This window comes from Micromonospora sp. NPDC050417, from assembly GCF_044458865.1.
Lineage (GTDB): Bacteria > Actinomycetota > Actinomycetes > Mycobacteriales > Micromonosporaceae > Micromonospora_G.
This window is the reverse complement of sequence record NZ_JBITIH010000032.1, coordinates 41,309-57,122: the sequence shown is the minus strand read 5'-3', so window position 1 is coordinate 57,122 and position 15,814 is coordinate 41,309. Positions and strand designations below refer to the sequence as shown.

The following is a 15,814-nucleotide window of genomic DNA, read 5'->3' as shown; positions in this document are numbered from 1 at the left end:
GCCCCCCGGGGGGTCCCGTCTCCGTTGGGGTGGGGGCGCCCCCCCCCCCCCCCCCCCCCCGGGGCCCCCCGGGGGGGGGGGGGCCCCCGGGGGGGGGGGGGGGGGCGCGGCGCCGCCCCCCCCGGCCCCTGTCACTCACCTGTCCGGTGTCAGCGCCGAGGCGTGCTCACCTTGATCAGGCTGGTGCCGATCGGCAGGCCCAGTTCCAGCACAACCTCGATCTTGGTGCCGGTACCGGCAACCTTGACGGAGTTGGCCGGGTTCGCCGCGGACCAGTAGCGGTTCGGGTCCGAGTCGTCGAACGTGGGGATGCCGGGCCGCGACGGCACCTGCAACGGAACCCCGAGCCGGTGCAGGGTGATCGCGTCGGTCTTCTGCCGGCCGAACGTCGCGTCGAACGGCTGCCGCCGGTTGGCGAGCAGGCAGAGCCCCTGCGGGTTGTACGGCGTCACGGCGCACGTACCCGGCCAGGCGATCGGGGCCGGACGGGCGTCGATCGGCAGCACCAGGCCCTGACCCGGGTGGGTCGAGGTGTTGTTGTCATCCTGGCTGTAGTCGACCTGCCAGATCAGCAGACCGTCCTGGTACGGGAACCGCTCGACGAACTTCGGTCGGGTGTTGGTGAAACCGAAGTTGTACGGACCGGTCTTGAGCCCCTTGTCGTACCCGACGTACTGCCGGTTCTCCGCGATGTAGAAGTTCGGAACCTGCTCGTCGACGGTGCCGGTGAATCGGCTCCAACCGGCGGAGGTCCAGCCGTTGTCGCCCGACTCGACATCGTCACTCCAGACGACGGTGCCGTTCTTGACCAGCTTCAGGTCGTCGAGGAACGCGCCGGCCAGGTGGTAACCGCCGTCGCTGTAGTAACGGAACCGGAACTTGACCGCTTGCCCGGCCCACGCGGAGAGGTCCCAGCTCAGGTCCTGCCAGCCGCCCGAGTTCGCGTCGATCCGGTCACCGACCTGCACCCAGTTCTGTCCACCGTCGACGGACACCTGGGCGAAGAGGAAGTCGAAGCCCTCCTCAATGTCGTACCAGCCCTTGGCGGTCAGCGCGACGGTGCTGGCGCCGGTCAGGTCGAGGTCCCGGGTCAGCTTGATGTCCAGGTCGTCGGCGCTGCCGGTCCACCACTCGTACTGGCCGGAGGTGGGGGTGTTGTACTCGACGTACTTGCGCTTGCTCGGCAGGTTGACCACCACGGCCTGCGGCAGCGGCCCGTTGTTGTCACCCGCCGGGCCGAGGATCTCGTACTTGGTGCCGGAGCCCTGGTTGACCACCTTGTAGTCGAGCCAGCCGAGGAACATCTTCTCCCACGGGCCCATGTAGCCCGGGATCGAACCGATGTTGTCGCCGCCCTTGTTGAGCCACGAGCCGCCGGACATGAGCGACCAGAAACCGGTGCCGTTCTCGGTGCGGTTGGTGACGTCGTACAGGTCCGGCAGGCCGAGGTCGTGGCCGAACTCGTGCGCGAAGACACCCAGGCCGCCGTTCTCCGGTTCGGTGGTGTAGTCACCGATCCAGAGGCCCGAGTCGCCCAGCGGCACGCCGCCCCGCTCGTTGTACGAGGGGCCGGTGTCGCCCATCCGCGTCGGGTACGCGTACCAGCGGTGCGACCAGATCGCGTCCGCACCCTGGGCGCCGCCGCCGGCCTCTTCGCCCTCACCGGCGTGGATCGCCTGGAAGTGGTCGACGTAGCCGTCCGGCTCGTTGAAGTCGCCGTCACCGTCGAAGTCGTACCGGTCCCAGATGTCGAACTGCTTGAGGTACTGGGTGATCTGGGCCTTGGTCTTGCCGGCGGCGAGTTGCGCGGCGTACCACGCCTGGGCGGTGTCCTCGACGAAGGGCCAGTAGGTCTCGCCCTCGGTCTCGACGACGTTGTTGCTGCCGTAGCGGGCCTCGTTGTACGGCACCGTGACCCAGTCGCTGACGTCGCCGCCGACGGTGTACTTGCCACCGGACTGGTCCAGGTAGAAGGAGGCCATCGACTCCTTCTTGGTGGAGTACATCAGGTCCAGGTAGCTCTGCCGGTTGAAGTCGGCCTGCCAGATGGTGGAGTTGTCGTCGGTGGCGCTGCCGTCCAGGACCCGGTCCGGTTGGGCGATCCGGTTGTGCTTCGGGCCGGCGGCGCCGCCGTACTGGGGGTTCACCTGGTCGCCGAACTCGACCAGGATGGAGAAGATCGGGTCGACCTTGGCCGGCTTCTTCTTCACCTCGACCCAGCGGTTGCCCTTGACCCGGACCACCTCGGAGCCGTTGCGCTGCTGTGGTGCGGACTTGCCGGACAGTAGGTCGGCGATCGCCTCACGGCGTAGCGCGTCCTGCTGGTCGCCGAGCGGGTGGGGCAGGTTGTCCTCGCGGTGTGCCGCGGTGGGGTCCTGGTCGGCACCGGCGACCCGCGCGGACGACGTGGGCGACGGCTTGGGGGCGCCGTACGCCGGAACGGAAACGAAACCAGCCGCCAGTACGACGGCCGCGACGCTCGCCATCCCTGCGGAGACATCTCTCCTCAAAGGGTCCTCCTCCCTTCGTGGAATGTGACAGGAACGTGGCGCAGAGCGCCACACCTGTCACTCATGATCGTCACTACCTTTGCAGATAAATGCACCGATGTCACGAGCGACGATGGAGTGGGTCGCCGGTGTTTAGCCGGACTCGGACCAGGTGTGGCAAGTCGTCGGAATGTTCACTTCCGGAAATCGAGGAACTTGACAGCGGCCATCCCCGGTGGTGCCGGTTCTGGACGTACGACGAAGGGCGCGGCTCCGGGTGGAGCCGCGCCCTTCGGGTGGTATCGCCGCTGGTCAGTCCTCGTCGGACTTGCCGGACTGCAGCCCGGAGGAGATCAGCTCCATCACCGACGAGTCCTGGAGCGTGGTGACGTCGCCGAGCGAGCGGTTCTCGGCCACGTCCCGCAGCAACCGCCGCATGATCTTCCCGGAGCGGGTCTTCGGCAGCTCCGGCACGAGCATGATCTGCCGGGGCTTGGCGATCGGTCCGAGCGTACGGGCGACGTGGTTACGCAGTTCGGTGATGAGTTCCTCGCCGGCCGCACCGGAGGTGTCGACGTGACCCCGGGGAATGGTGAACGCGACGATCGCCTGCCCGGTCGTCGGATCGGTCGCCCCGACCACCGCGGCCTCGGCGACCGACGGGTGCGAGACCAACGCCGACTCGACCTCGGTGGTGGAGATGTTGTGCCCGGAGACGAGCATGACGTCGTCCACCCGGCCCAGCAGCCACAGGTGCCCGTCGGCGTCCTTCTTCGCGCCGTCCCCGGCGAAGTACATGCCGGCGAACCGGGACCAGTACGTGTCGACGAAACGCTCGTCGTCACCCCAGATGGTGCGCAGCATCGACGGCCACGGCTCGCGCAGCACCAGGTAACCGCCGCCGCCGTTCGGCACCGACTCACCCTGGTCGTCGACCACGTCGGCGCTGATCCCGGGGAGCGGCGACATCGCGCTGCCCGGCTTGGTGGCGGTCACCCCGGGCAACGGCGAAATCATGATGGCGCCCGTCTCGGTCTGCCACCAGGTGTCGACGATCGGCGCGCTGTTCCGGCCGACGTGCTCCCTGTACCACATCCAGGCCTCGGGGTTGATCGGCTCACCGACGCTGCCGAGCACCCGCAGCGACGACAGGTCGTAGCCCTGCGGGATGTCGTCGCCCCACTTCATCATGGTGCGGATCAGGGTCGGTGCGGTGTAGAGGATGCTCACCTTGTACTTGTCGACGATCTCCCAGAACCGGCCCCGGTGCGGGGTGTCCGGGGTGCCCTCGTACATGACCTGGGTGGCGCCGTTGGAGAGCGGTCCGTACACGATGTACGAGTGCCCGGTGACCCAGCCGATGTCGGCGGTGCACCAGTAGACGTCCGTCTCCGGCTTCAGGTCGAAGACCGCGTGGTGGGTGTACGACGCCTGGGTCAGGTAGCCGCCGGTGGTGTGCAGGATCCCCTTCGGACGGGCGGTCGTCCCGCTGGTGTAGAGGATGAAGAGCGGGTGCTCGGCGTCGAAGGCGGCGGCGGTGTGCTCGGTCGACGCGGTCTCCACGGTCTCGTGCCACCAGTGGTCCTTGTCGGTCCAGGCCACCTCCTGCCCGGTTCGCCGTACCACCAGCACGTGCTCGACGATGGACGAGGCGGCGACCGCCTCGTCCACGGTCGGCTTGAGCGCCGACGGCTTGCCGCGCCGGTAGCCGCCGTCGGCGGTGATCACGACCTTGGCGGTGGCGTCCTGGATCCGGTTGCTCAGCGCGTCCGCGGAGAAACCGCCGAAGACGACGCTGTGGGTGGCACCGATCCGGGCACAGGCGAGCATTGCCGCCGCGGCCTCCGGGATCATCGGCAGGTAGATCGCCACCCGGTCACCGGCGGTGACGCCGAGGTCGGTCAGGGCGTTCGCCGCCTGGCAGGTCAGTTTGTGCAGGTCCGAGTAGGTGAGGGTGCGGGTGTCGCCGGGTTCGCCCTCCCAGTGGATGGCGACCTTGTCGCCCCGGCCGGCGGCCACGTGCCGGTCGAGGCAGTTGTAGGCGACGTTGAGTTCCCCGCCGACAAACCATTTGGCGAACGGCGGGTTCGACCAGTCCAGGACCTGGTCCCATGGCTTGGCCCAGTCCAGCCGGCGGGCCTGCTCCGCCCAGAAACCGAGACGGTCGTCGGCGGCCTCGGCGTACGCGTCGGCGCTGACGTTGGCGGCGGCGGCCAGCTCCTTCGGGGGCGGGAACTCCCGCGTCTCCTGCAACAGGTTCGCCAAAGTCTCGCTCATGCGCGGTGCTCGCTCATCTGCTCGCTCATCGGTGGGGCTCCTCATGGTCGCGTGAGATGCGTCTCGGTAGGAGGTTAACGGCGCTGTCACCGGTGGTGCGAGCGTTGGCCGTGTCGTTGGCCGCTCCGGCGCGCCGAGTGAACGCCGCCGCGCGCCGGCCGGTCCGCCCCCGTCGGGGCGTTCGGGCCGGCTGCCGCGACCGGTGGTCGTAGGGGTCGCTAGCGTGGGGCTCGTGACCACTGACCCGCTCGCCCCGCTGCTCGCCCTCGCCGAGGTCGGGCCCGCCGTCGACCGGGCCCGCGAGCGGGTCGACCAGGCGTTGCGGCACCGCGCGTTGCGCCGGCACGGTGGCCAGGTCGCGGCCGAGATCAGCCTCCGGTCCGCGGTGGCCAGCGCCGCCCTGGAGGGGTACGAGTACGAGCGCGAAGCGGTCCGTGCCGGCACCGTCACCGACCCGGTGCTACAGGGCGCGCTTCGGGTCGCCGGGGCGCTGCCGGGACTTGCCGACCTCTGGACCCGGGCACCCCGGCAGGTCCTCGCCAAGCTGCACGTACTCGCTGCCCGGGGGGCGCTGCCCGAGCGAGAACTCGGCCGACCGGTGGCCGATCCGGCGACCGGTGCCCGGCTCGACGGCCTGGCCGGGCTGCTGACCGGCGGGACGAAGGTGTCGCCGCTGGTGCTCGCCGCCGTGGTGCACGGCGAACTGCTCGCCCTGCGGCCGTTCGCCGGCCCGTCCGGGGTGGTGGCCCGCGCCGCCGCCCGGCTCACCCTGATCTCCACCGGGTTCGACCCGCGCGGGTTGGTCGCGGTCGACGTCGGCCACGAGGAGCGGTCCCCGGAGTACGTCGGCGCCGCCGGCGCCTTCGCCACCGGCACCCCGGACGGTGTCCGTTCCTGGTTGCGGCACTACGCGACGGCGGTGGAGGTCGGTGCCGAGCAGGTCACCGTGGTCGGCGACGAGGTGCTTGCCGCAGCCTGAGTTCAGGTGCTCTTCTGTGCCGACGGGGTACGGGTCCGGCGGTGGCGGCCGTACCAGGCGATGCCGATGGCGACCCCGACACCGACGCCGAGCGCGGCGGCGGCCACCGGCACCGCCGGGCGTTCCCGCAGGCGCCGGCCGAGCGGGATCGGGTGCCGGAACTCCAGCACCGGCCAGCCGTTCTCGGTGGCGAGTTTGCGCAGCGCCCGGTCCGGGTTGACCGCAGTAGGGTGCCCCACGCACTCCAGCAGCGGGCGGTCGCTGATCGAGTCGGAGTACGCATACGACTCGGCGAGGTCGTAACCGCGCGCCTGCGCCAGCTCCCGTACGCCGTCGACCTTCGCCGGGCCGGCCGCGTAGAACTCCACCTCGCCGCTGTAGCGCCCGTCCTGGACGCTCATCCGGGTGGCGATCACGTCGGTCACGCCGAGCAGTTCGCCGATCGGGCGGACCATCTCCTCGCCCGAGGCGGAGACCAGCACCACGTCCCGGCCGGCCGCCTGGTGCTCCTCGATCAGGGCAGCGGCCTCGGCGTACACGTAGGGGTTGATCAGTTCATGCAGTGTCTCGGCGACGATCTGGCGGACCTGTTCCACCGGCCAGCCCTTGCAGAGGGCGGCCAGGTAGTCCCGGGTACGCGCCATCGTCTGGTCGTTCATCCCGCCCAGCCGGAACATGAGCTGCGCGTACGCGGACTTGACCACGTCTCTGCGCGAGATCAGCCCGTCCCGGTAGAACGGCTTACCGAACGCCAGAGCGCTCGATTTCGCGATGACGGTCTTGTCCAGATCGAAGAAAGCGGCACTTCGGCCCACGGCGCGCAAGTCTAGCCGGATGGTCTATGGTCGGCGGGTGCGCGGGGTCACCCGGTTGGTTGTGGCCCCGGACACTCTGCCCTCCGGGGGCACCGACGGTGATCGTGATCACGCCGGGGCGCCGTCGCTTTGCGGTGCGTGGAGGGTGCGCCACTCGACGTATACGGTCTGCTCAGGCATGCTTGTATTCACGACACATTCTCATATCGTGTGCTAGTGCAGCTCTCGGCGGTTGCACCCCCCGTGACCGCTGAGCGGGTTCGGCTCGACCCCCCCGGAGCCGAACCCCAGACGACCCCCGTCTCCCCCCGACGGGGGTCGTCGCTTATCCGGGACTCTCCCTGTGCCGGCAGCCTCGCCATGGCCGGCGTCGACCGACCCGCGAAGACGGCGGATGCGGGGAAGTTGCGCCACCGCGCCGCTTCCCCGCATCCCGGGCGCTCCCCGGTTACCGCTACGAGACCCCGATCGCCTGGCTGAACTCCGTCCACAGCCTCGGTGCGAGCGTCTGGGCGTACTGCCAGGTCAGGTGGTTCGTATCTCGATAGACGATGACGTTGCCCGCGACGCCGTAGCAGCGTTCGTCATCGCAGAACCCATCGCTGAGGTCGATTAAGTGCAGGTTGGGGTCACCGGTGTTCAGTGTGCTCTCGGAAAGCGGGTCGCGTGGCAGCCCCTCCGCGCGTGGCAGAGTGCACTCGTAGAGATTGTTCGGGTTTGAACCGACACACTCCGGCATGGGGACCAGATTGGTGTTGGGTGTATCCCGAATCACCACGACCTTCTTGCCCGAGGAGGTGATCTTCTGAAACACCGACCGAAATGCCTCGTTTGCGCGGTCGTTGCTGTCCTGTCCGTTGTTCACTGGTAGGAACTTGTACTCGCTGGTGTTGGCCGTGATGATCACGGCGTCGAGATGTTCGTCTGCGACCAGGCGCTGCGTGACGTCCTGTCCCCATGTCGCGCAGTTCTGCCAATACTCGAGCGGGTGGCTCGGAAGATCTCGTACGCCGTCGGCGAGGGCGCAGGACGTCTTGATAAAGGTGGTGATGTGCCATCGTCCTTGTTCCGCCAAACGTTCGACGGCGCCCAGCCACTGCAGCGCGTGGGAGTCACCGACGAGGGCTACCCTGACCGGCGAATCCTGTCGCCCGAACTCGCAGGAGACGATCGCCTTGGTATCGACCCAGTCGGAGCAGCGCTTGTACTCGGGGTTGGACTGGTCCTTGACCGCGAGTGAGGGGGACATCAGGGGGCCCTCGCCGAAGATCGAGGAGCACGAGGCCCCCTCGTCGAACACAGCCGCACCAAAGCACGGCTCACCAATCGCGTTCGTGAATCTTTCCTCGGCCGCCTTGATTCGCGCCTGGAAGATTATCGAGGACACCAGGAGTACTGCCACCATGGCTGCGACGCCTCCTGTGGCGATGGCAAGTGAAGGCCAACGCCTGGACCGGAGGAAGTTGTGTTGGCGTACGGGCGTCTCGAACAGGTAGGTGCTCAGCCAGGAGATTACGATCGTCGCGGCCAGGATCGCCAGCCTCAGCATCATTGACAGGTCCTGGTCAAGTGCCATCGGCACCAGAATGAGAAGGGGCCAATGCCAGAGGTAGACGGCGTACGAGATGTCGCCGATCCAGGTCGCCGGACGCCGTGAGAGCCACCACGACACCGAAGTGGGCGATTGGTGCTGTGGGGCCACGATGAGTCCGGCCGCGCCGAGGGTGGGCAGCAAGGCGGTGTAGCCCGGGAATGGTGTGTTCTTCGTGTAGAAGTAGGCGGAGAAAAGAATTGCGGTCAGGCCTAGCCACCCGAGGATGGTGCGGAACGTGAGCCACTTGGCCTTGTGAAGAACGAGTAGCGCGCACATCGCCCCGAGGGCGAACTCCCATACGCGGGTGGGCGTAATGAAGTACGCCAGGTTCGGCGCGGTTTCCGTCGCGTACACTGAATAGACCAGCGACGCGATGAGCAGAAGGCTCAGTGCGGCCATGATGGAGCGTCGGCGGACATTCTCCGAGGCGGCGGTCCGGAGACGGGCGACCAGCCACACTGTTGCGATGATCAGCAGGGGCCAGGCGGCGTAGAACTGCTCCTCCACCGAGAGCGACCAGAAATGCTGAACCGGACTGTCCGCAGCATCCTGTAGGAGATAGTTGGTGGAGTTCCGAGCCAGTTGCCAGTTCTCGACATACGCCGCGCTTGCCACGATCTGTTTGAACGTATTGTCCCACCGTGCATCGGGCAGGATCAGTAGCGACGCTAGGGCCGTACACGCGAGCACTAGGAGTGACGCCGGGAGCAGACGTAGTGCGCGACGGGCGTAGAACGACCGCAAGGCGATCCGTCCGTGGTCTCTCGTCTCGCGCCACAGGTGGCTTGTGATCAGATACCCGGAAATCACGAAGAAAACGTCGACGCCCACGTAGCCGCCACTCAGGCGTTGTGGCCACAGGTGGTAGAGAACGACTACTCCGACCGCGATGGCTCGGAGTCCTTGGATATCTGGACGGAATTTGTCCTTTTGGGTCCGGTCTGGGCGTACCGTGCTCGCCCCGGTCGGTCGGGTATCGGCGAGCGTTAGTTCCATCTTGCTCCATTCGAGGAGGGCTCGAGCGGAGCGGAGTTTAGCGCAGGTGGTTACCGTGCGGATGACCGATCTGGACGGCGGACCGTCGGGATGACGTGGCTTTTGGTGACGCGACGAGATGGCTGAGTTGACAGCGCGGGGCGCCGCCCCGGTCGTCGGCGGACCGGGGCGGCGCCTGCGTATCCGAGCGGTTTATGGGCCGTCGTGCAGGGCGGTACGTAGCGTCTGCGCGCCCTGGGCGGTGGCGGCACGGGCGGCGCTGGTCTTGGCCAACGTGTCGAGCATGACGAAGTCGTGGATCATGCCCTGGTAGCGGACCTGGGCGACCGGTACGCCGGCCTGGCGGAGCTTGGCCGCGTACGCCTCGCCCTCGTCGCGCAGCGGGTCCGCCTCCTCCGTGACGATCAGTGCGGGTGGCAGGCCGTGGAGTTGGTCGATGCTGGCCCGCAGTGGTGCGGCCATCGGGTCGTTCCGTTTGCCGCGGTCCGGCAGGTACTGGTCCCAGAACCACATCATCTCGTCCCGGCTCAGGTAGAAGCCGCTGGCGAACTCCCGGTAGCTGTCGGTGTCGAAGTTCGCGTCTGTCACCGGGTACCAGAGCACCTGGTGGCGGAACTGTGGCCCGCCGCGCTGCTTCGCCAGCATCGTGACGACCGCGGCGATGTTGGCGCCGGCGGAGTCGGCGGCGATGGCGATCCGGGACGGGTCGAGGTCGAACTCCGACCCCTGCTCGGTGATCCACTGAGCGACCGCGTAACACTCCTCCAGGGCCACCGGGAACCTCGCCTCGGGGGAGCGGCTGTATTCGGGGAAGACCACCGCCGCGTCCGCCTGGGTGGCGATCTCCCGGATCAGGCGGTCGTGGGTGAACGAGTCACCGAAGACCCAACCGCCGCCGTGGATGTAGAGCACCACCGGCATGCCCTGCTGGCTGCTCCGAGGCCGCATCATGTCCTGGGCGATGCCCCGTACGCGGTCGCCGAGCCCGCCGCTCCCGTCCGGTCCGCCGCTCCGGGCCGGACGCACGATCCGTACCGGGACCTGGCCGGAGGGGCCGCCGGGAACCATCAGGTTCTCCGACTCGGCCGCCGGCCTGGCGATGTTGGTCGACTGCAGGTCGGTGAGCTTGGCCCGGCCCTCGTGCGGCGGGATCTGGTACATGAACGGTGGCTGGGACGTCATCCTGGCCAACTCCCGCGCGGCGGGCTCCAACACGACCGTACTCACTGCCTGAGCCATGGTCGCTCCTCCTCACACAGCAGGCACTGCTGCGGTAGCGGCTGCTCTCCTTCGTGGCTACCCGAATCGGGGGGCGAATATCGCGAGCCGTTCGATGGCCCGACACGAATGAAGCACCCACTTTCACCCGTTTTGGTGTAGTTCGCATAGCAGATCTGGTTCGGCTACGCCGGTTATCCACAGGCTGCGGAGTTATCCACAGCCTGAGCGGGATGCGGTGGAGGTGAGGTTCCGGCCGTTCCAGGGTGGGTCGGTCACCCCGTACCGACGCCGCCGCTGGAGACCGCGATGCCACCCCGTACCCCTGTCCACCCTGGACCGCGTCGACCGCTCGTGCTGACCTCCGACGGCGACCTCCTCGACGACCTGCTCCGGCTTGCCGCAGCCGGCGGCACCGAGGTCGAGGTGGCCGCCGACCCGGCCGCCGCCCGCTCCCGGTGGGGCGCCGCACCCCTGATCCTGGTCGGCACCGACCAGGCACAGTCCTGTCTGCGGGCACGGCTGCCGCGCCGCCCCCGGGTGGTGCTGGTCGGCCGGTCCGGACCCGCCGACCCCGGCTGGGACATCGCCGAGCTGATCGGCGCCGAGCACGTCGCGATGCTGCCCGCCGCCGAACCGTGGCTGGTGGACCGCTTCGCCGACGGCGTACCCGGAGCATCCGGCGGCGTCGTCGGACGGGTGGTGGCCGTGGTCGGCGGTCGGGGCGGCGCCGGGGCGAGCGTGCTGGCCGGCGGACTCGCCGTCACCGCCGTACGCGGCGGGCTGCGGACCCTGCTGGTCGACGCCGACCCGCTCGGCGGCGGCCTGGACCTGGTCCTCGGCTGGGAGCAGCTCGAAGGGCTGCGCTGGCCCTCGCTCACCGAAGCCGACGGCCGGGTCGACGCACCCGCCCTGGTCCGGGCCCTGCCGAGCCGAGGCGACCTGGTCATGCTCTCCTGGGACCGGGGCGACCTGTTCAGCCTGCCGGCCGAGGCGATGGCGGCCACCATGGACGCCGCCCGACGCGGTCGTGACCTGGTCGTCGTCGACCTGCCCCGACAACTCGACGACCCGGCCGTGATCGCGCTACAGGCCGCCGACCAGGTGTATGTCGTGGTTCCCGCCGAGTTGCGCGCGGTCGCCGCGGCGGCGCGGGTGGTCGCCGCCGTCGATCCACACTGTGCCGACCTCGCGGTGATCGTGCGCGGTCCGGCGCCCGGCCGACTGAAGGCACGGGAGATTGCCGGGGCGCTGCACCTGCCGCTGGCCGGAACGTTGCGTCCGGAGCCGGGGCTCAGCCGGGGGCTGGAGCGGGGCGAGGCCCCGGCGGCGACCGGACGCGGCCCGCTCGCCACCCTCTGCCAACGCCTCCTCGCCGACCTCGACGGCGCGTCGGCGCAGGGCGCGGCATGACCGGCCGGGCGAGCGGTGCCGACCTGGCAGGACAGGTCCGTCGTCGATTCGCCACCGACGGTACGGCGATCACCCCGGCCGCCGTGGTGGCAGCCGTACGCGACGAGCCGAGAGCGGCCGTCCTCGGCGACACCACCGTGCTGCGCATGGCCGGCCAGGTGCACGACGACCTCGTCGGCGCCGGCCCGCTCGCGCCGCTGCTCGCCGACACCGACGTCACCGACGTGCTGGTCAACGGGGCGCGGGTCTGGGTCGACCGGGGACACGGCCTGCAACGTTCCACGATCACCCTTGGCAGCCCCGACGACGTACGCCGGCTCGCCCAGCGACTCGCCGCCGGTTGTGGTCGACGGCTCGACGAGGGCTGCCCGTACGTCGACGGGCGGCTGCCGGACGGCACCCGACTGCACGCCGTCCTGCCACCGGTGGCGACCGACGGGCCGTACCTGTCGCTGCGTACCTTCCGGCAACGGCCGTTCACCCTGGACGAACTGGTCCAGCACGGCACCGTGCCCCGGCCGGCGGCACCGCTGCTTGCCGCCGTGGTCGCCGCACGCCTGGCGTACCTGGTGGTGGGCGGCACCGGTTCCGGCAAGACCACCCTGCTCAACACACTGCTCGGGCTGGTGCCGTCGACCGAACGGATCGTGCTGGTCGAGGACGCCGCCGAACTACGCCCGGTGCACCCGCACGTGGTCGGCCTCCAGGCGCGTACGGCGAACGTGGAAGGAACCGGCTCGGTCGGCCTCAGTGACCTGGTCCGCCAGGCACTGCGGATGCGACCGGACCGGATCGTGGTCGGCGAGTGCCGGGGCGCCGAAGTGGTCGACCTGCTCGCGGCACTGAACACCGGGCACGACGGCGGGGCGGGCACCCTGCACGCGAACGCCCCGGCCGACGTACCGGCCCGGTTGGAGGCCCTCGGCCTGCTCGGCGGCCTGCCCCGGGTGGCCCTGCACGCGCAGGTCACCGCCGCACTCCAGGTCCTGCTCCAGGTGCGCCGAACCGGGACGGGACGGGTGCTGGAAGCCGTCTGCCTGCTGCTGCCGAGTGGTCCGGAACGACTGGTCACCGTCGTACCCGCCTGGCGTCGTACGGGCGGTCCGGGACCGGCGGCGGCTGCCCTGGCCCGGCTACTCACCGACCGGGGAGTGCCGGTGCCGGCGGTGCTCATCGACCGGGCGGTCCCGGTGCCGGCGGCGCTCACCCCTGCGGCGCCACTGCCCACGCGGGGCAGGTCGTCGTGACCGGCGAAGGGTGGCTCGCCATCGTCTGCCTGATCGGCGCCGCCGCGTTGACCGCCTGGTCTCCGGCCGGCAACCGGGCGAGGTGGCGAGCACTCGCCAGCGCCCCGGCGGAGGCCGGACGGCGGGAGGGGAACGGGCGGTGGGTCAGAACCGGCCGGAAGGTCGGGCCCGGGTGGCGCGGGTCGTCCCGGCAATGGGTCGAACGCCGACCCGGGCGGTTCGTCCTCGCCGTGGCGGGGCTGGTCGCGACCGTCGGCGCGGTACTCGGCGGGCCGGTCGCGGCGGCAGCGGGACTGGCGTACGGGGGGCTCGTCGCGCGGGCGGTGTGGCGTCGACAGATCGTCCGGAGCGTCGAGCAGAGCCGCCGCCGGCAACTGGACAGCCTTGTCGGACTCGCCGCCGACCTGCGGGCCGGGCTGCCAGTCGCCCCCGTCAGTGCACCGACGACGAGCCCTGCACGTGGGAAGGTCGCCAGTCCGGCGGAACGGATCGACGAGCTGGTTCGGGCCGCGGTGCGGCTCGCCGAGCAGACCGGTGCACCCCTGGCGGACCTGTTGGAGCGGATCGAGGCCGATGCCAGGGCGATGGACCGTGGTCTGGCCGCTGCCGCCGCGCAGGCCGCCGGGGCACGGGCGACCGCGATGCTGCTCGCCGGGTTGCCCCTGGGCGGGATCGCGCTCGGCTACGGCATCGGGGTCGACCCGCTCGCCGTGCTGCTGCGTACGCCGATCGGTGCGGCCTGCGCGATCGGTGCCATCGTGCTGCAACTCGCGGGGTTGGCCTGGGCGGACCGACTCAGCACCAGTGCGCGGCGGGCGACCTGATGTCGTCGGAGACCCTGACCGTGCTCGCCCTGACCGTGGCCGCCGTGGCGCTCGCCATCGGCCGACCCGCTGGTCAGGTCCCCCGACACCGACTGCTCCGACTGGGCCTCGCCGGTGCCCGATCCGCCCCGACCACCGCTGGTACGCGGTGGCGCCCCGATCCGATCCGGGCCGGTGCCCTGCTCGGCGGAGTGGCCGTCGCGGTGGTGTTCGGCGGCTGGACCGGCCCGCTTGCCGGGGTGCTTGCCGGTGTCCTGCTGGACCGGCTGCTCCGACGCTTCGAGCCGGCACGGGCCCGTCGCCTTCGACTGCGGGAGGTCGCCGACCTGCCTCTCGGCGCGGATCTGCTGGCTGCGGCGCTGCGCGCCGGAGCGCCGGTCGACCGGGCGGTGCTGTCGGTCGCCGAGGCGCTCGGCGGGCCGCTCGGCGAACGGCTGCACCGGGTCGGACGGACGCTGCGACTCGGCGGTGAGTCGGAGGAGGCGTGGGCGCACCTCGGCTCGGTCACCGGTGCCGACCGGCTCACCGCCGCCGCCGTCCGTACGTCCACCAGCGGTGCCGCGCTCGCCGGTGCTCTCACCCGGCTCGCCGACGACCTGCGCGCCGACCGGGCCACCACGGTCGAGGCGGCGGCCCGCCGCGCCGGGGTGCTGATCGTGCTGCCACTCGGGCTCTGCTTCCTGCCCGCCTTCATTCTCGCCGGTCTGGTGCCGGTGATCGTCGCCGTACTCGGTGACGTGCTCTGAGATCCGTACGAGGAAGGGAAATCACCGTGATCCGCAAACTGAGGGCCCGGCTGCGCGGCGACGCCGGAATGAACACCGCCGAGTACGCCGTCGGCACCCTCGCCGCCGTCGCGTTCGCCGGCATCCTCCTGAAGGTTCTTTCGTCCGGCAACGTCCAGTCGGCCCTGACCGCCGTCATCGACCGGGCGCTGAAGTGAGTCCGCCCGGCCTGACGACTGTCATCGACAGGGCATCGAGGTGATCCGGCGCCGGTGGGCCGACCACGACCGGGGCTCGTTCACCGCCGAGTTGGCGGCCGGCCTGCCGGCGCTGGTGCTGCTCCTTCTCGTCGGGCTGACCGCCGTCGGCGCGGTGACCGTGAAGGCGCAGTGTGTGGACGCGGCCCGGGAGGCGGCGCTCGCTGCCTCCCGGGGTGAACCCGGGGTGCCGGCCGGCCTCCGGTCCGCCCCACCCGACGCCACCGTCGCAGTCACCGTCGTGGGTGAGCGGGCGGTCGCGACCGTACGCGCACCGGTCCGCGCCTTCGGCACCCGACTGCCCCGCCTGACCGTCACCGCGACAGCGGTGGCAGCGGTCGAACCGGGTGAACCAGGTGAACCAGGTGAACCGGGTGAACCGGGTGAACCGGGTGAACCGGAGCCGTTGTCGTGGGCGGGGCCACGACAGCCGGAGGCGGTGTGGTGACCGGGCCGAGGACGGGTGGACGGGACCGGGGGAGCGCGTCGCTGTGGCTGCTCGCGGTCGGGTTGACGCTGGTCATGGCCGGAATGGCGGGGGCGGCCGTCGGTGCGGCCCGGGTGGCGAAGCGCCAGGCGAGGGCGGCGGCCGACTTCGGCGCCCTGGCCGGCGCCGCCCGTACGCTCGAAGGCCCGGCCGTGGCCTGTGTGCGCGCCGCCGACCTGGTTACCGCCAACGGTGGCCGGATGGTCGAGTGCGTGGTGGACGACCTCGACCTGCAACTCGTGGTCGAGATGACAGTCCACCCGCTACCCGGACTGACCCGGGTCGCCCGAGCAACCGCCCGAGCCGGCCCCATCCGATCCTGACCACCGGTCGTGCCTGACCACCGGTCGTCAATCCACTGTGGTGGGGGGGGGGCCCCCCCCCCGGGGGGGGGGGGGGGCCCGCCGGGGGGGGGGGGGGGGGGGGGGCGGGGGGCGGGGCGGCGGGGGGGGGGGGGGGCCCCGCGCCGGCCGGCGGCGGGCGGCCCGCCCCG

13 protein-coding genes are annotated in these 15,814 nt (G+C 70.5%); 8 read left to right on the top strand and 5 right to left on the bottom strand.

Going from position 1 to position 15,814, the window contains the following annotated elements; genetic code table 11:
* Positions 1-149 precede the first annotated feature (149 nt).
* On the bottom strand, positions 150-2,510 hold the full coding sequence (locus ACIBF5_RS29955) for an immune inhibitor A domain-containing protein (protein ID WP_396816285.1): 2,361 nt from the start codon (positions 2,508-2,510) through the stop codon (positions 150-152).
* A gap of 291 nt (positions 2,511-2,801) precedes the next feature.
* Positions 2,802-4,766, bottom strand: coding sequence for an acetate--CoA ligase (gene acs / locus ACIBF5_RS29950; RefSeq protein ID WP_396816284.1), 1,965 nt, complete (start codon positions 4,764-4,766; stop codon positions 2,802-2,804).
* 232 nt (positions 4,767-4,998) lie between these two features.
* On the opposite strand from acs, the gene ACIBF5_RS29945 reads away from it, so the two are divergent.
* Positions 4,999-5,745 (top strand): oxidoreductase, encoded by a 747-nt coding sequence (locus ACIBF5_RS29945; RefSeq protein WP_396816283.1) that lies wholly within the window; start codon positions 4,999-5,001, stop codon positions 5,743-5,745.
* A gap of 2 nt (positions 5,746-5,747) precedes the next feature.
* On the opposite strand, the gene ACIBF5_RS29940 is transcribed toward ACIBF5_RS29945, so the two are convergent.
* The 3 genes from ACIBF5_RS29940 to ACIBF5_RS29930 form a co-directional block, all read right to left on the bottom strand.
* Complete coding sequence (locus tag ACIBF5_RS29940; protein WP_211349310.1) at positions 5,748-6,569, bottom strand: HAD family phosphatase; 822 nt, start codon at positions 6,567-6,569, stop codon at positions 5,748-5,750.
* A 445-nt stretch (positions 6,570-7,014) separates the two neighbouring features.
* Positions 7,015-9,150: an acyltransferase family protein gene (locus ACIBF5_RS29935; protein WP_396816282.1), complete on the bottom strand. Its 2,136-nt coding sequence runs from the start codon at positions 9,148-9,150 to the stop codon at positions 7,015-7,017.
* A gap of 192 nt (positions 9,151-9,342) precedes the next feature.
* A complete protein-coding gene (locus tag ACIBF5_RS29930; protein WP_396816281.1) occupies positions 9,343-10,389 on the bottom strand; it encodes an alpha/beta hydrolase in 1,047 nt (348 codons plus the stop codon).
* A 336-nt stretch (positions 10,390-10,725) separates the two neighbouring features.
* On the opposite strand from ACIBF5_RS29930, the gene ssd reads away from it, so the two are divergent.
* Genes ssd through ACIBF5_RS29895 form a run of 7 tightly spaced genes read left to right on the top strand, consistent with a single transcriptional unit; the run spans position 10,726 to position 15,644 of the window.
* Entirely contained in the window at positions 10,726-11,781 is a 1,056-nt protein-coding gene (gene ssd / locus ACIBF5_RS29925; RefSeq protein ID WP_396816287.1) for a septum site-determining protein Ssd, read from the top strand.
* Complete coding sequence (locus tag ACIBF5_RS29920; protein ID WP_396816280.1) at positions 11,778-13,028, top strand: TadA family conjugal transfer-associated ATPase; 1,251 nt, start codon at positions 11,778-11,780, stop codon at positions 13,026-13,028. The genes ssd and ACIBF5_RS29920 overlap by 4 nt, the downstream gene beginning before the upstream one ends.
* Positions 13,025-13,852 carry a type II secretion system F family protein gene (locus ACIBF5_RS29915; protein ID WP_396816279.1) on the top strand — a complete coding sequence of 276 codons (828 nt, stop codon included), beginning with the start codon at positions 13,025-13,027 and terminating at the stop codon, positions 13,850-13,852. The genes ACIBF5_RS29920 and ACIBF5_RS29915 overlap by 4 nt, the downstream gene beginning before the upstream one ends.
* The gene (locus ACIBF5_RS29910; protein WP_396816278.1) at positions 13,852-14,598 is read left to right on the top strand and encodes a type II secretion system F family protein; all 747 of its coding nucleotides are present in this window, start codon (positions 13,852-13,854) and stop codon (positions 14,596-14,598) included. Before ACIBF5_RS29915 ends, ACIBF5_RS29910 begins: the two co-directional genes overlap by 1 nt.
* 29 nt (positions 14,599-14,627) lie before the next feature.
* A complete protein-coding gene (locus ACIBF5_RS29905) occupies positions 14,628-14,795 on the top strand; it encodes a DUF4244 domain-containing protein (RefSeq protein ID WP_121162425.1) in 168 nt (55 codons plus the stop codon).
* 40 nt (positions 14,796-14,835) lie between these two features.
* Complete coding sequence (locus ACIBF5_RS29900) at positions 14,836-15,282, top strand: TadE family type IV pilus minor pilin (protein WP_396816277.1); 447 nt, start codon at positions 14,836-14,838, stop codon at positions 15,280-15,282.
* Positions 15,279-15,644 carry an Rv3654c family TadE-like protein gene (locus ACIBF5_RS29895; protein WP_396816276.1) on the top strand — a complete coding sequence of 122 codons (366 nt, stop codon included), beginning with the start codon at positions 15,279-15,281 and terminating at the stop codon, positions 15,642-15,644. Before ACIBF5_RS29900 ends, ACIBF5_RS29895 begins: the two co-directional genes overlap by 4 nt.
* The last annotated feature ends 170 nt before the right edge of the window (positions 15,645-15,814 follow it).

Bases quoted from the DNA above. Each gene is read 5' to 3' on its own strand.
- ACIBF5_RS29910 (WP_396816278.1), top strand. From the start codon at position 13,852: ATGTCGTCGGAGACCCTGACCGTGCTCGCCCTGACCGTGGCCGCCGTG.
- ACIBF5_RS29920 (WP_396816280.1), top strand. From the start codon at position 11,778: ATGACCGGCCGGGCGAGCGGTGCCGACCTGGCAGGACAGGTCCGTCGT.
- acs (WP_396816284.1), bottom strand. From the start codon at position 4,766: ATGAGCGAGACTTTGGCGAACCTGTTGCAGGAGACGCGGGAGTTCCCG.
- ACIBF5_RS29930 (WP_396816281.1), bottom strand. From the start codon at position 10,389: ATGGCTCAGGCAGTGAGTACGGTCGTGTTGGAGCCCGCCGCGCGGGAG.
- ACIBF5_RS29935 (WP_396816282.1), bottom strand. From the start codon at position 9,150: ATGGAACTAACGCTCGCCGATACCCGACCGACCGGGGCGAGCACGGTA.